We start from the raw sequence: 14,556 nt of genomic DNA, 5'->3' as shown, positions 1-14,556 counted from the left end.
AAACACTGGATGGATGCACACTATCGTTCGGCGCTTTTTTGATCGCTGGCATGGGCTGCGCGGCAAAGCGTCGCCATATACCCCCTCAATCGATCCGACTGGTAGAATCGCCGCCGGTTCACATGAGGTTTATCCATGCACGATCCCCACAACGAACGCATGAGTGGCAGCGAGACCCGCGCGGCAAGCGGGCTGGCCCTGGTGTTCGCCTTCCGTATGCTTGGCATGTTCATGGTACTGCCGGTCCTGGCGACCTATGGAATGGATCTCGCAGGAGCGACCCCGACCCTGATCGGGCTGGCGATTGGTGCCTATGGCCTGACCCAGGCAGTGTTCCAGATTCCCTTCGGGATCATTTCCGACCGTATCGGTCGTCGTCCGGTTATCTACCTGGGGTTGATCGTGTTCGCCCTGGGCAGTGTGCTGGCGGCCAACGCCGATTCGATCTGGGGGGTGATCGCCGGGCGTATCCTGCAGGGCGCCGGCGCAATTTCCGCGGCGGTGATGGCGCTGCTTTCCGACCTGACCCGCGAACAGCACCGGACCAAGGCCATGGCCATGATTGGCATGACCATCGGTCTGTCCTTTGCCGTGGCCATGGTGGTTGGCCCGCTGCTGACCCGCAGTTTCGGACTTTCGGGGCTGTTCCTGGCCACCGGGGCCATGGCCCTGGTGGGCATTCTGATCATCGCCTTCATGGTGCCGCGCTCAACCGGGCCGCTGCAGCACCGGGAATCCGGAGTGGCGCGCCAGGCGCTGATCCCGACCCTCAAGCACCCCGATCTGCTGCGCCTGGATCTTGGTATCTTCGTGTTGCACGCGATGCTCATGTCGAGCTTCGTGGCCTTGCCCCTGGCGCTGGTGGAAAAAGCCGGCCTGCCCAAGGAGCAGCACTGGTGGGTCTACCTCACCGCACTGCTGATTTCGTTCTTCGCCATGATCCCGTTCATCATCTACGGCGAGAAGAAACGCAAAATGAAACGAGTTCTGTTGGGCGCGGTCAGTACGCTGCTGCTCACCGAGCTATTCTTCTGGGAGTTCGGCGACAGCCTGCGGGCGTTGGTGATTGGTACCGTGGTGTTCTTCACCGCGTTCAACCTGCTGGAAGCGTCCTTGCCGTCGCTGATCAGCAAGGTTTCGCCGGCGGGTGGTAAAGGAACGGCAATGGGGGTGTATTCCACCAGCCAGTTCCTCGGTTCGGCACTGGGCGGCATCCTCGGCGGCTGGTTGTTCCAGCATGGCGGTTTGTCGGCTGTGTTCCTTGGATGCGCAGTCCTGGCTGCACTCTGGCTGGCCTTTGCTGTTACCATGCGCGAGCTCCCGTATGTGACGAGCCTGCGCTTGCCGTTATCGCCCGAAGCGATCCGCGAAGCCGGCCTGGTCGAGCGCCTGAAGGCCGTTGTTGGGGTAACAGATGCCGTAGTGGTGGCCGAAGAGGCCGCCATTTACATCAAATTGGATACCGAATTATTGGATCGCACGACCCTCGAGCAGCTGGTCAATCCAGCGCCGTCGGCGAGCGAAGCCTAGGAGAACGTTATGGCCCGTGGGGTTAACAAAGTCATATTGGTCGGCACTTGCGGCCAGGATCCTGAAGTTCGCTACCTGCCTAACGGTAACGCCGTGACCAACCTGAGTCTGGCCACCAGCGAGCAGTGGACCGACAAGCAGACCGGTCAGAAGGTCGAGCGCACCGAGTGGCACCGCGTGTCGATGTTCGGCAAGGTCGCGGAGATCGCCGGTGAATACCTGCGCAAGGGTTCGCAGGTCTACATCGAGGGCAAGCTGCAGACCCGCGAGTGGGAAAAAGACGGTATCAAGCGCTACACCACCGAAATCATCGTCGACATGCAGGGCACCATGCAGCTGCTGGGTGGCCGTCCACAGGGCGACCAGCAAGGCCAGGGCGGCATGTCCAACTCGGCACCGCGTCCACAGCAGTCCCGTCCTGCTCCGCAGCCTCAGCGTGAGTCGCGTCCAGCGCCACAGCAGGCCGCTCCGCAGCCGGCTCCGGACTTCGACAGCTTCGATGACGATATTCCGTTCTGATCGCTGTTTTCAGCGTTCAGCATCGATAAAAACGGGGCCATGTAGATGGCCCCGTTTTTTTATGCCCGGGTTTAACCGGTGTGCCGCATCACTCAGCTCAAAGCGCCACTCGCCGCAGTCGGCCGCTCAGTGCGACCACCTGCTGCTCCGGCGTCGGAATCGGCCGCCCACTCAGGCCCATGCCTTCACTCACCAGCACCGCGTCTCCGACGCAGCACAGGTTGGAAGGCGTATCCAGGCCCTTGGCGAGTACTTGCACGCTGCGTTGCTGCAAATCGCAGCGCAGCAGGCGGCCGCTGAAGCGGGCGAAGCCGCCGTGCAGGACTTCGCCGGCCCAGTCCGGCGGCAACGGTTGCAGCAGCCGGTCGCACAGTTCCAGCACCAGGATCCGCTCCTGCGGGTCCAGCGCCAGCCCGGTGGGCAGTTGCAGTCCGCGAATCAGCACCTCGATCCTGCCGCTCTCGGGCCAGACCCGGATCACCTGGCCCGCCTTGTCGGCGAAGTCGATACCCATCCGCGCCGGGTCCCGGCGCAGCTCGCCGGAGAACAGGCTGATCAGCACGGCATCCGTCTGCGGCTCGTGCACCAGGGTCACTGGCACGGCTTCCTGGCCCTGATCCAGATCGGGCAGTTGCGCCAGGACTTGTTCACCGCCCTCGCTGAACTCCACCAGTTGGTTGCTATCGGGCTTGACCGCCAGCCAGCTGCGGCGCGACGGGTGATAGCACAGCGAGTTGAGGTTGCCGCGACTATGGAACAGCGGCTCGGGCGGGTTGTATTGCAGGTCCAGCAGCTTGGAGCCGGCGACGTAGTCGGTTTGGCTGGCCAGGCAGCGCCCGTCGCCCAGGGCGATGTCCGACAGGCTCATGATTTCGTCGCGCAGCATGCGCGATTGCATGTTCATCGAACGAAAACCCTGAGCCACGACCTGGGGCGGCAGGTAGGCGCCCGGCTGGTCCGGATCCGGACGCAGGCGGCTGATGCGCCCGCTGAACGGCTGGTCCGGCAGGCCTGAGCCGGCTTCCGCCAGCAGCAGGCTGCCATCGCCTTGCAGGCAGGCACCGCGAGGGTTTGACAACCCTTCGGCGACCACGCGGGTGGGTTGCAGGTTCTCCTGCGGTTGGCCGGGGATGAGCAAAGCTATCGGCATATGGATTCTCCCTCGCAATTGGAGCGGCACCATCACTGCAGTGGTTGCCAGGGTTCACTGGTGAGCCAACACTTGAGCAGGGCTCGCTGGCTGGCGGACATCGAGCGCACCACCGGCATGTACAAGGTGGTGCCCAGGTACTCCTGTGAGGTGCGCAGCAGGATCATCTGGCGCGATCCCCAGACCGCGTCCTGCTGATTGAGCGCGATGTAGCGGGACATGGCGGGGAAGGCCAGGTAGTGGAAACGCAGCACGTTCTTGTACACCTGGTCCCAGGTGACGGCGCTGCCCGGCGCAATCCCGAAATCGGTGGTAGCGAATTTGCGCAGATTGATGAAGAAACCATTGGATTTCCCGTCTTCGACTTTGCAAGTCAGGGCGGCAAAGCCGGCCAGGGCTTCGCAGCCTGGCTTGAGAGTGACCTTGAAAGTCACGCCGGATTGGCCGGCCTTGACCGTTTGCCGGGGTTCGAAATCCAGGAAGTCCCAGTACTGGCTGGCCTTGTAGGGGGCCTTCACAAAGGTGTTCGCTGGGCCAGCGGTGATGCTGATAACAGTGTCCTTGTTCACTGGCTGGCCCAGTTGACTCAGTTGCAGCGTGATCTCGACTCCCTTGGGGTAATCCTCCAGATAGAGGTTGCGTTGATTGGAGCTCAGGCGATAAGGCTGCTCCAGCGCGTTTACGTTGATCGCCACGGGCGTGCCGTCCGAGGTGTCATAGTGCGTCAGCGGGGCCTTGATACTGAGCAGTTCCAGACTCGCTGCCTGACGCTGTTCTGCCGTCAGCGGCAGGTCGACGATGCCGCCATACACGTAGTAGTCGAACAGCGGCGAACGGAGTGGGTCCAGGGTGCTCAGGAGCGTCGAGCCTGCGGAGATGGAAACTTGCCCGAAATTCGCATTGGGGCCGATGGGAGAGGTGTTGTCGGTTCGATCGCTGCGAAATGCCTGTTTGGGAATGATGTTGAGCATGTCGAGGCTCAGAAGGTTGTTGTCGAGCACGCTCGCGTAGCCCACGCTGCGGGTCGAGGGGTTGGACAGCTGACGCCCGGGGGTAACGATCAGCGGCTCTCCCGCAAAGGCGGGGGCCAGGGTCCCGACCACGCGTCCGATGCTCGGGTTGGAGGTGTAGCGGTGGGCGGCGTAGTCGGCATCCAGTTGCGGCGTGGTCATTCTCGGGCACATTTCGAACATCACGAACCGCACGACGATGCCGGTCGCGCCGGGGGCCTCGATGATCGCGCGCAGCAGTGGGTTGTCCCTGTTGTAGCTGATGATCTGATCGCGCGAAAAGGTGACCTGGAAACTGCCGCTGATGGTGTTGGAGCCCGGAGCGTCCTGCTCCGGGTCGATGATCCGCTGCGCCAGGTCATAGCTGCTGCATACCGTGTTGCCCTTGACCAGCAGTTGGGGGGGCGTGCTGTTGCCGATCTGCAGGCCGCCGAGGTAGATCTGGCTGGTGCTGGTGCCGGTGGGGTCCAGGTCGACCATCATCGGGCCGGTCACCGGCGCAGCGCCGGTGACCGGATCCACCGAGCCCAGCAGGTAGAACGGCTCGCCTACGAGATCACCCTGGGTACTGATGTTGCCCGGTGTCCCCTGGGAGCTGATGGCGACCTGGTCCAGGGTGACGACATGCTGGCCATAGTGATTCCAGCCCCCCGCAGTGTAGTAATCGCCTGTCGGCGCATTGATCATCTCGGTCAGTTGGTCGTCGCTGTAGACCTCGGCCTCGGGGTACAGGGTCGAAGTGGTCAGGTTGAAGAGTGACAGTGTTTCCTGGCTGTCGGGATTGCTGGGTTCGCTGGGAATGGTGGGCGAGTTGTTGGGCAGGCTGACGTTGGCCTCGATCCCGCCCCAGAAGTTCAGCCGTGGGCCGTTGAGAATACTCATGATTCACTCCTTGTGCTGAATGGCGGGGGCAGTGGGTGACTTGGCGAATTTGAACAGGTAGGAAAAGTCGGACTTGTGCAGGTTGTTGTTCGGCATCGCCATGGAGTGGCAGTTGTTACAGCTGCTGCTGGGCTGGATGTAGCTTTCCATGGTCACGTTGGCCGAGATCTCGGGCGTCAGCTGGCCACTCGGTGAGCCCGGATTGGGCGGGGTGCTCCATTGGGTGGTGATCAACTGGTAGTACTTGAATTCCGAGGCCTGCACCTGGGGCGCGGCCTGGTATTGGCTGTTGAGCCTGATCGTGGCGTCGGTCAAAGGGGTAAAGCGGTCCAGCGGGTTGGGGGTGGTGAAGCTCATCCCGGGCTTGGGCACGCAGATCATGTGGCCATCTTTCAGGGCCCAGTCGCAGGGGGACTGGTTGAGGCTGCCGGCCGGAGCGCTGGCGTTGAAGTAGGAGTAGCTGTGCCCCGCCTCCGGCTGGTTGACCCACTGGTCCCCGACCCTGACCTTGGGCGGTACGTTGTCGACCTGTTCGAAGGTCGACCAGATCCACTGAGGGTTGCCCTCGACCTTGTTGATGATATGCAGCCCCACCAGGCCCAGGGTTGCCTGGGCCGTGCCGTTGGGCACGCCCTGGGCATCGAAGGTGACGATTTCAGCCTGCATTTTCAGGTAGCGGGTTCCATCGTCCTGGGGGGTGAGAATCCGCCAACTGGATTTGATCTCGCCGGTGGCGTTGGGGAAGTTGATGGAGTTGGCCTTGGCCACGACATCGGCGTTGTAGAACTGGTTGGCCACGATGTAGTCGTAGGAGACCTGATTGGCGGCAATCTCGTAATACGTGGGGTTGCCGCTCTGGTCGATCAGCCAGCCGCCAACGGCCTGGCTGTCGTTGGCCGTCGCGTTGTTCTTGCGTCCGGCGATGTTAATCAGGTTCAGTGTCTTGGCCATCAGCTTGGTGTTCCACGGGCCGGGGTTCTGCCCCTGGGGCAGGAAGATTTCGTTCACGTTCTTGTAGGTTTGCCAGACCGTCTGACGCGCGCTGCCCAGGGCCGCGGAACAGTCGGGCTGACCGCGCTCGCCCGCCTGAGCCGGCCAGTTCAGGGCGACGAACATCTGCCAACTGTAGCGATCGAAGGCCTCCTGGGCGGCAGCGGGGTCACCACCGACCACCGGGGCGGCGCTGGGTGGATGACAGCTCAGGTCGCTACCCTGGGCTGCCTGTGCCAAGGCCGGCAGGCTCGTCGCGCCGAGAAGCATCAGGGTGAAGCTCAGTAGTCTGTTCATGGTGATCCTTCATCATGGCTAGGGTTCAGGGCTGCTGTTGCTGAAGCTGGTTCCACTGCGGCCGCGCACCGTTCTTCAGCGATGGCGGGGGCGTGAAGAGCTGGCAGTCCGGCGGGTTGGCCGGGCACATCTTCGCCACCTGGTCCCAGGTCGTGGCCGGATTTGGTTTCTCGGTGCGCCAGTTGAGGTAGTTCTGGCTGACGATTGGCGCGTTGGCGACGCTCTCGTCACCGGAGAAATAGAACGATTGCGGATGCTGATAGGCCGGCTGGCCCGGGCCGTCGCTGCTGGCTTTTTTGTAGAACGCATAGCCGAACAGAATCGGGCTCGGCTGGACCGGGATCTCCAGCGCGTAGGCCTGCACGCTGCCATCCAGATGCTGGCTGCGGGCGGCGCTGTAGGGCAGGTGCTTGATGAAGTCCCGGCGCGGCGGATGGTTCATGGGCGAGAACATGCAGCAGGCCGGCATGTCCTTTGGCCGGTCCTCGGGGTAGGTGAGGAAGTAGGCCTTGTTGCCCAGGGAAACGAAGGAGCAGGTGTAGTTGTTGTCCTTGATCGGGAAGATCGGCAGGCAGTACTTCTCGTAGTGCTCCATCATCGCCCCGGTGCCGTCCTTGTCGGCCGGCACATAATCGTTGTCGTAGTAGCTGGTGCCCCGGGACACGGTGTAGTCGGCCGGTTTCAGGGTGCTGGGCGGGCTGCTGTAGGGCGGTGGGTTCTTCACGTAGTTGGCGGTGACCCGGTACATGATCCAGTCACTGACCCAGGTTGCCGGGTAGAGTGGATCGGCCGGCTCGCCGGGTTTGCGCTTGGCGATGCAGTTGTTGGTCTTGGCGTCGCACCCCCGGTCGTTGTGCACGCCCATGTTGAAGTAGACGTTGTCGGGGTAGGTCTCGGCCCATAGCGTTTGGCTGGCGCTCAGCAGGCTGGCGGCCAACAGCAGTTGCTTGAAGAGACTGGCGTTCATCTGACACTCCTTTGAAAGCGCCGGGCGACGGGGTCGCCCGGCATTCCATGGGCTGGCCTTTGCGGCTCAGCCGTGGGGGTAGTCGCTGAGTTTCAGCGGGATCGGTGGGTAGCCCTTGCTCACCAGGTCCTGGGCCCAGATTTCCAGCACCCTGCGCCGGCTTTGCGGCAGGTCCCGGGTGATCGGCATGGCCAGGGTGCTTTCCTCCTGATAGTCCTTGCTGATCAGTACGATGAACTGGTTGATCGCGCCCTCGATGCGTTGCAGGGAGTTGAGCGGCATGAACTTGTTCATGATCGGGTAGAGGTAATAGAACGGCTGGAGGATTCTGGGGAAGATGAACTCCTTCCAGATCCGCACGCTGGCGTCGTCCTGGGTGCACACCCGGTTCCAGCAGTCGATGAAGTCCTTGAGCATCTCCGGCTCCTGGGGCAGGACCCGCAGGGGCGCAAGGAAGTCGGTGTAGGCGTCGGTGTAGTTGAAGCTGAAGGGCACCGTCGGTTGCTGCTGGCCGTCCTGGATGAAGAAGCGCAAGGTCGGGAAGCCGGCCGCCACGGCCTTGACCGATACCTGGGCGATGCCATTGGCGTCGGTCAGGATCTGCGCCAGGCTGTACTGCACGGTAGCGTTCAGCGGGTCTGCCAGGGTGCCGCTGCGTGCCTGCCCATTGGTGAACTGCAGGCGGGGGCTCAGGGCCACGGCCGAGGGCGTGGTCAGGAAGCTCTGGTAGAGCATGGGTTCGGATGGCTCGTTGTCCTCGACGTTCAGCACCGCGCTGAGCCGGCGGCCGCTGCCCACGTGCAACAGGCTTTCAGCGGTCTGGGTGCCGACGAACTGCGGTCGGTTCGACGTGTTGCTCCCGGGGTCCTTCGGGTAGTTGTTGAACAAGGTGAAGTTGGCCGCGTTACTGAAGGCCAGGTAATAGTCGCTGGTGGTCAGCATGTAGGCGTTGTTGTACTCCGCCACCCACAGCGCGGTGCCCGCGGGCGCGGGCTGGCCGTCGTACTGCACCATGATGCTCAGGACCCGGGTGTCGCCCACATCGATGAAGCAGCCGCTGTCGAGGACCTCGGCGGTCCACATATTCTGGGCGGCGGCGACCAGTTCCTGGCTGCCCTGCAACTGCAGCTCCAGGGCGCCCTGTTGCAACGCGGCCTGGTCGGCGGGGCTGATGGGCAGGTCCAGCAGGCCGGCGCGCTTGTCGAAGGCGGTCTGGCGATACTGTTCGAAGCCAAAACTGGCGACTTTGTGGAAAGCGCCGCCAGTGGGCCGTACCCCGATGTCGTAATCACCGGCCAGGTATTTCCCGGGCACCGGAATTCCCTGGCTCAGGTCAGTGTCGGTGGGCGGCAGTGCGGCGCTGTCTCCGGCGGGATAGAACGGAAAGGTATTGCCCAGGTCTAGGGACAGGGTGTTGTCGTGCACTTGGGCGCTGATCACCCCCAGGGTCATGGCCGCAGGCTTGGTGTCTCTGGGAACCGCCTTGCACACCGGCACCGGGGCCTTGGGTTCCAGGCGCCGGCCGGCCGGAGCGGTGGGGTATTCATTGTCGAACCACAGGCCCAGAGTACCGGCGGTGCGGCTGTAGGCCGGGTTGAAGAAGATGTCGGCGACGTTATCCAGGCCCTTCTGGTACATCGCCTGCAGTGCGGCCATGGCTTCGGGCGTCTTGGAGTGGCTGTCCACCACCGGGAAGTCGTTGAAGATGCCGTTCTTGTCGTAGAAGGTCAGGTAGGTGGTGAACCGGAACATCAGGCCCTTGGCGTTCTGGTTGATCATCTCCTGTTGCAGGGTCTTCAGCAGTTGCGAGTCGCCGACGATCCACTGCAGCTGGTCTTTCGGGAAGCAGGTCTGCCAGGTGGTAGTCACGTAGCTCAAGCCGCCGAAGGCCCCCCAGTTGAAGTTGAGGAAGCGGTCGAGCATGCGGTACCGGCGCTTCAAGGTCAGGCCGCAGGTGGCGTCCCCCAGTACCAGTTTGTCGAAGTACAGGGCGGTGAAGGTGTTCTGCCAGGGGCTGATATCGACGAAGCGCGCGGCTGTGGGCGCGGCGCTGCCGAACGGGTTGCCCTGCAACTGGTAACACTTGTTCACCAGCGGGTCGTTGTCGATGTAGGTGTTGGCCTGGAACTCGCCACCGACGATCACCGAGCGGGTCTGCTCGTAGTCGACCAAGCCGCAGGCGTTGTCGCCGAACAGGTCCCATTCGGCGGGAATCATCGGGTAGCCACTGGGCGAGCCATTGGTGGGCACCTGTAGCACGTAGTCCGGCACGTTCTCGTAGGCCAGCGGGGCGATGGTCCAGGGCATCAGCTGTTGCGGGGCGTTCTGGTCGTTGATCCCGTAGTAGGACAGGAACGGCCAGTTCATGCGCATCTTCACCGCGTCATATAGCGGGAAAACGTCGTTGTTGTTGGCCGTCGGTGGGTTCCAGAACATGTGGCCATTGAAGTAGATCCGGGGAAAGTTCAAGACGCTCATGAGCTGCTCCTTAGCGCTGCCACTGGGCGCGTTTGAGCGACCAGACGTAGTCCAGTTTCTGGTAGCCGACGAAGTCGGAGTCCGGTAGTACGGTGGTGGGGTAGACGATCCCGCCATCCTCTTTCAAGGCGAAGTTGAAGTAGGTGTTGTTGCTCGAGTAGGCCGCGGTGTTGTGGCAGGCCAGGCACGAGGAGTGGCTCTGGAAGGCTGATTCCAGCTGGGAGTTGGCCAGCAGCTTGGGCTCGGCCTGGGCCTGGTCGTACTGCACGCCGATCAACTCGTACTGGGCCAGCGTGGGGTTCTGCTGCTGGAAGGTGGCATTCACCGGCTGGGCCGCGTCAGTGGGCCCGGTGATGTTGGTCATGGGCTTGGCCGGCGTGCCGTTGGTCACGGTGTACTTGCTGTTGTTGCGGTTCTCGAAGGTGGTCCAGACCCAGTCGTGGGTCAGTTTGTTGATGACGTGCATGCCGCTGAGGCCGGCGTAGCCGGTGTGGTATTGGCCCTGCTTGTCGACGTAGTAGGCCTGGGCGATGAAGTAGCCATCCTTTGCCAGTTGCGCCTGGAAGGTGCTATCGCTGCCGATCCACAACCAGGAGGTCTTCAGCTCCCAGGCCGTGGCGGGAAAGTTCAGGCTGCTGGTCAGGGCGGCAATGCCGTTCCGGTTGTAGATCTTCTGCTGGACGATGTAGTTGAAGGTGTCCTGGCCCATCAACATGTGAAAACGCACCGACTGGCCCCGTTGCGCTTCCGGCACCTGGTTGCCCATTTCCAGGGCCAGGCCATCGACCTGCTGGGTGCCGTTGTCGGTGCTGCCGTCGGTGTCGTTGCCCAGGTTGAGGAACAGCCCGCTGGTGTTCATGCCCGGGATCTTCTGCGCCTGGGTCTGCACCTGGCTCGGCAGGTTGGCCTGGGTGCTGTAGGGCTGGGGAGCCTGCCCCTTGCTCAGGTAGACCTCATCGGATGGTTTGAACGTCTCCCAGAGCCGCTCCGGGTTCCCGGAGCCGGCCGGCTGGTTGAGGCACACAAACCAGTTCCACGCCATGGTTTCCGGGCTCTGCTTGAAGGTGCTCAGGGTGCCGGCCTGGTCACCATTGAACGTCAGGAAGTTGCTGCAATTGAAGGCGGGCGTGGTCTGTGCGTGAGCGAGGCCGCTCAACACACCGAGCACGACTATAGGGATGGTTCGCCGCATGGAATCTCCTTGGCCTGAGCCGTATCGTCATAGGGGCGCCCTAGGAAATGCTCTAGGAGCAGGTGCTTTACCGCGGTGGCCGGCAGGTGCGCCGGCAGGGGTAAATCGCAATCGGTGATGAGCAGGGGCCCTACCTCGGCACTGCTGGGCAAGCGTCCGTGGCTGCCGCGAATCAGTGAGGTGTCCAGGGGAATCAGGTCCATGTAGTAGCGAAAGCCGAGCTTCTTCTGCAGCAGCCGGCGACCGACCCGCAGCTTGGGAAAGCGGATCGCCGGGTCGATGAACAGCTCCAGTGGGTCGTAGCCCGGCTTGCGGTGGATATCCACAGTGCGGGCGAAATCCGGGGCCAGGCGGTCGTCGAACCAGTAGTAGTAATCGAACCAGAAGCCCGGGGCGGCCACCGCCACCAGCTCGCCGCTGCGTGGGTGATCGAGCTGGCAGGCCTGCTGCTCGCTCCTGTCCAGCACCTGCTCGATACCGGGCTGGCGCAGCAGCAGGGCCTTGACCCGGGCAATGTCCTCGGGCTGGCGCACATAGACGTGGGCGATCTGGTGGTCGACCACGGCGAAGGCCGCGCTGGCGCCGGGGTCCAGCAGCTCCCAGCTCAGTGAACGACGTACCTGCAGCAGACCTTGCTCGCGCAGCACGCGGTTGATCGAGATGGACTGCTGCACCGCCTCGATGCCGTATTCGGAGACCAGCATCACGGCCGCGCCTTGCTGCTGGGCAAAATCCAGCAGGCGCCCGACTTCATGGTCGATGGCCCGCACTTCGTCGCTGATGGACGGATGCTCCGGCCCCAGGCGTTGCAGGCTGTAGTCCAGGTGCGGCAGGTAGATCAGTTGCAGGTCGGGGCGGCTGATCTGGAACTCGGCGATGGCGCAGTCGACGATCCAGCGGCTGGAGGCAATCCCCGCGGCCGGGCCCCAGAAGCTCGGAAAGGGGAACTCGCCGATCTGCTGTTCGATGCGTTCGTGCAGCCCCGGCGGCGACGAATAGAGGCCGAACATCTTGCGCCCGTCGGCCGGGTAGTGGGGGCGCGGGGTGATGGCTGCCTCCACCTGGGCATACATGTTGAACCACCAGAACAGCTGGCTGCAGCGCAGGCCGGGGATCTCCCGTTGCAGCGCCTGCCAGACCTTTTCACCCTGGATCAGCGCGTTGGGCTGCAGCCAGAAACGCACCTCGGCCTGATCGCGGAAATACCAGCCGTTGCCGACGATGCCGTGTTCCGAAGGCGGCAGCCCGGTGAGGATCGAGGCCTGCACAGTGGAGGTCACGGCGGGGAACACCGGGCGCAGCCGGGCCATCCGCGCCCGTTGCAGCAGGTTGTTGATCCGCGGCGTGGCCGGTCCCAGCAGGCTGGGTGTCAGGCCCACCACATTGATCAGCAGCAAGGGCTGGCGCGGGCGTTCAGAAGGCATGGGCCGGAGCCTCCAGGGCAGACGAGTGGGTACGCAGCAGATGCCGCTGGCGCAGTTGGCCCTCGACCCATTGCAGCTCGGCGGCGATGCCTTGCAGCAAGGCCTGCTCGCTGTCCGGGCGCAGCGCACCGGGCAGTACGTTCCAGCTGTAGGTTTCCACCTCCAGCACCGGCTGGAAGTTCGGGTGCGCGGCGAGAAAGTCGAAGGTGCGCAGCAAGGCCTGCTGGCTGCCGCTGAGCTCGGCCAGTAGAAACTGTTCGCTGAACAGCGGCACATGAAAGTGAATGCGCAACTCGGGGCATTGCCCCTGGGCAGGTTCGGCGGCGTCCAGGGCCCCGGGCAGGTCGGCCCAGGCCAGTAGCTGCCCGGCCAGATCCCGGGCCTTGACCTGATGCAGGTAGGTGGCTTCGGCGAAGTTGCCCAGGGCCTGCAGTACCTGCTGGCGGCGTGGGCGATCGGCAAACGGCAACTGGCAGATCAGGGCGTTGGACAGCTGGATCTTGCCCACCGGAACCCGCGCATCCAGCAGCCGTTGCAGGGATTGGTAGCAGTCTTCGAAGACCACCGCCTGATGGCAGACGTCGAAGCACAGCGCCAGGTAGCCATGATGGGGGTCGGTGGCCTGCCAGTGCCTGAAAAAGGCCAGGGCCTGATCGGTGTTTTCCAGCACGCAATCCGGCTCCATCTCCAGGCACACCAGGATCTTCCTGCCGCTGCTGCGATGCAGGCTGGCCAGCTCGGCGGTCAGTTGCCGCAGGTGGGTTTCGGCCTGTTGCTGCTGGGCCTCGTCCCAGGTGGCGGCATAACCGAAGGGCACGCTGGAAATCACCCCCTGCTGGCAATCCAGGGGCAGAGCGGCGGCCAGCAGATGCGCCAGTTGCAGGCTGTATTCCAGGCGCTGGGGTTCGGCCCAGGTGGGCCGGTAGACCTCGGCCTTCACCGCGCCTTCATGGAACTGGCCATAGGGGAAACCGTTGAGCGAGGTCAGGCGCAGGCCACAATCGTGCAGCAGTTCGATGAAGGCCTCGCGCACCTCGGGCACCTGTAGTTCGGCGGCGGCCTGGGCGCTGATCCACAGGCCGCTGTCCTGCACCGCCAGCCCACGCTGACGCCGCACGCCCTGGAAATGTTCCTGGATCGACGCCCGCAGGCCTGCCACGTCACGGGCCGGGTGCACGTTGCTGCAGTAGCCGATCTGCGCGGCGTTCCAGCCGGCCCGGGCACTCATTTGACCACCGGTTCCTGGCCCCTCAGGGCCGAGTTGTCCTGCCACTGGCGGCGCTGGTCGATCGGCAGCGGGGTGCTCACCAGTTGCTTGTCCAACTGCCCGCTCTGGGCGAAGAAATCCACCGGGTTGTGGAACAGCACCTGCTCCACCTGGGCCTCGCTGAAGCCGGCGGCGAGCATGGCCTGGCCGGTCTTGGGCACTTTGAGCGGGTCGCTGATGCCCCAATCGGCAGCGCTGTTGACCACCATTTTTTCGCTGCCGTATTCCTGCAGCAGGGCCACCATGCGCTGTTCCGACATCTTGGTGTTGGGGTAGATCGAGTGCCCGCGCCAGCAGTCGCTGTCCAGCACCAGGGGCAGGGTCAGTTCGTTGAGGTGGTCGATGATCACCAGGTTTTCGGCGATGCCCACCTCGCGGATCACCGCCAGGGTGCGCTTGGTGCCGCCGATCTTGTCGCGGTGCGGGGTGTGCACCAGCACTGGCAGGTTGAACTGTCTGGCCAGTTCCAGTTGCGCGGCGAGAAAGCGATCTTCTTCCGGGGTGATGTCGTCGTAGCCGATTTCCCCTACCGCTACCACGCCGTCCTTGACCAGGTAGCGCGGCAGGATCTCCAGCACCTCGTTAGCCACCGACAGGTCGTTGGCTTCCTTGGGGTTGAGGCCGATGGTGCAGAAATGGTGGATGCCGAACATGCTGGCGCGAAAGCGCTCCCAGCCCAGCAGGGTGTCGAAGTAGTCGATGAAGCTGCCGACGCTGGTGCGCGCCTGGCCTTGCCAGAACGCAGGCTCGATGACCCCGGTGATGCCGGCGGCGGCCATGTTCTGGTAGTCGTCGGTGGTGCGGCTGACCATATGAATGTGCGGGTCGAAGTACTTCGCCATGGTGGCTC

11 protein-coding genes are annotated in these 14,556 nt (G+C 63.4%); 2 read left to right on the top strand and 9 right to left on the bottom strand.

All coding sequences use genetic code 11. The annotated features are described in order from the left end of the window. Positions 1–135 precede the first annotated feature (135 nt). The gene (locus AC1RL5_RS24145) at positions 136–1,530 is read left to right on the top strand and encodes an MFS transporter (RefSeq protein WP_492590136.1); all 1,395 of its coding nucleotides are present in this window, start codon (positions 136–138) and stop codon (positions 1,528–1,530) included. 9 nt (positions 1,531–1,539) lie between these two features. Further along, positions 1,540–2,049 carry a single-stranded DNA-binding protein gene (locus AC1RL5_RS24140; RefSeq protein WP_011063767.1) on the top strand — a complete coding sequence of 170 codons (510 nt, stop codon included), beginning with the start codon at positions 1,540–1,542 and terminating at the stop codon, positions 2,047–2,049. Positions 2,050–2,146: 97 nt separating this feature from the next. Here AC1RL5_RS24140 and AC1RL5_RS24135 read toward each other — a convergent pair whose 3' ends face one another. From AC1RL5_RS24135 to AC1RL5_RS24095, 9 genes are all read right to left on the bottom strand, one after another. Further along, positions 2,147–3,199 (bottom strand): hypothetical protein, encoded by a 1,053-nt coding sequence (locus AC1RL5_RS24135; protein ID WP_093409609.1) that lies wholly within the window; start codon positions 3,197–3,199, stop codon positions 2,147–2,149. Positions 3,200–3,231: 32 nt separating this feature from the next. Then, complete coding sequence (locus AC1RL5_RS24130) at positions 3,232–5,091, bottom strand: hypothetical protein (protein WP_145714313.1); 1,860 nt, start codon at positions 5,089–5,091, stop codon at positions 3,232–3,234. Between the two features lie 3 nt (positions 5,092–5,094). Further along, positions 5,095–6,378, bottom strand: coding sequence for a hypothetical protein (locus AC1RL5_RS24125; protein ID WP_093409618.1), 1,284 nt, complete (start codon positions 6,376–6,378; stop codon positions 5,095–5,097). Between the two features lie 25 nt (positions 6,379–6,403). Further along, positions 6,404–7,345: a hypothetical protein gene (locus AC1RL5_RS24120; protein WP_093409623.1), complete on the bottom strand. Its 942-nt coding sequence runs from the start codon at positions 7,343–7,345 to the stop codon at positions 6,404–6,406. A gap of 66 nt (positions 7,346–7,411) precedes the next feature. Continuing rightward, complete coding sequence (locus tag AC1RL5_RS24115; protein WP_072452844.1) at positions 7,412–9,823, bottom strand: hypothetical protein; 2,412 nt, start codon at positions 9,821–9,823, stop codon at positions 7,412–7,414. 10 nt (positions 9,824–9,833) lie between these two features. Then, entirely contained in the window at positions 9,834–11,015 is a 1,182-nt protein-coding gene (locus tag AC1RL5_RS24110; protein WP_072452846.1) for a hypothetical protein, read from the bottom strand. Continuing rightward, positions 10,994–12,439, bottom strand: a complete 1,446-nt coding sequence (locus AC1RL5_RS24105) for an alkaline phosphatase family protein (protein ID WP_072452847.1) — start codon at positions 12,437–12,439, stop codon at positions 10,994–10,996. Before AC1RL5_RS24105 ends, AC1RL5_RS24110 begins: the two co-directional genes overlap by 22 nt. Continuing rightward, complete coding sequence (gene eboE / locus AC1RL5_RS24100) at positions 12,429–13,667, bottom strand: metabolite traffic protein EboE (RefSeq protein ID WP_072452848.1); 1,239 nt, start codon at positions 13,665–13,667, stop codon at positions 12,429–12,431. The genes AC1RL5_RS24105 and eboE overlap by 11 nt, the downstream gene beginning before the upstream one ends. Continuing rightward, positions 13,664–14,548: a TatD family hydrolase gene (locus AC1RL5_RS24095; protein ID WP_011063758.1), complete on the bottom strand. Its 885-nt coding sequence runs from the start codon at positions 14,546–14,548 to the stop codon at positions 13,664–13,666. The genes eboE and AC1RL5_RS24095 overlap by 4 nt, the downstream gene beginning before the upstream one ends. Positions 14,549–14,556: the final 8 nt, after the last annotated feature.

This window comes from Pseudomonas sp. GW822-FHT06D10 (assembly GCF_058799535.1).
This window is presented reverse-complemented; position numbering and strand designations above follow the sequence as displayed.

Excerpts from the sequence above, each read along its gene's own strand:
- AC1RL5_RS24145 (WP_492590136.1), top strand. The coding sequence starts at position 136 with ATGCACGATCCCCACAACGAACGCATGAGTGGCAGCGAGACCCGCGCG.
- AC1RL5_RS24140 (WP_011063767.1), top strand. The coding sequence starts at position 1,540 with ATGGCCCGTGGGGTTAACAAAGTCATATTGGTCGGCACTTGCGGCCAG.
- AC1RL5_RS24135 (WP_093409609.1), bottom strand. The coding sequence starts at position 3,199 with ATGCCGATAGCTTTGCTCATCCCCGGCCAACCGCAGGAGAACCTGCAA.
- AC1RL5_RS24130 (WP_145714313.1), bottom strand. The coding sequence starts at position 5,091 with ATGAGTATTCTCAACGGCCCACGGCTGAACTTCTGGGGCGGGATCGAG.
- AC1RL5_RS24125 (WP_093409618.1), bottom strand. The coding sequence starts at position 6,378 with ATGAACAGACTACTGAGCTTCACCCTGATGCTTCTCGGCGCGACGAGC.
- AC1RL5_RS24120 (WP_093409623.1), bottom strand. The coding sequence starts at position 7,345 with ATGAACGCCAGTCTCTTCAAGCAACTGCTGTTGGCCGCCAGCCTGCTG.
- AC1RL5_RS24115 (WP_072452844.1), bottom strand. The coding sequence starts at position 9,823 with ATGAGCGTCTTGAACTTTCCCCGGATCTACTTCAATGGCCACATGTTC.
- AC1RL5_RS24110 (WP_072452846.1), bottom strand. The coding sequence starts at position 11,015 with ATGCGGCGAACCATCCCTATAGTCGTGCTCGGTGTGTTGAGCGGCCTC.
- AC1RL5_RS24105 (WP_072452847.1), bottom strand. The coding sequence starts at position 12,439 with ATGCCTTCTGAACGCCCGCGCCAGCCCTTGCTGCTGATCAATGTGGTG.
- eboE (WP_072452848.1), bottom strand. The coding sequence starts at position 13,667 with ATGAGTGCCCGGGCCGGCTGGAACGCCGCGCAGATCGGCTACTGCAGC.
- AC1RL5_RS24095 (WP_011063758.1), bottom strand. The coding sequence starts at position 14,548 with ATGGCGAAGTACTTCGACCCGCACATTCATATGGTCAGCCGCACCACC.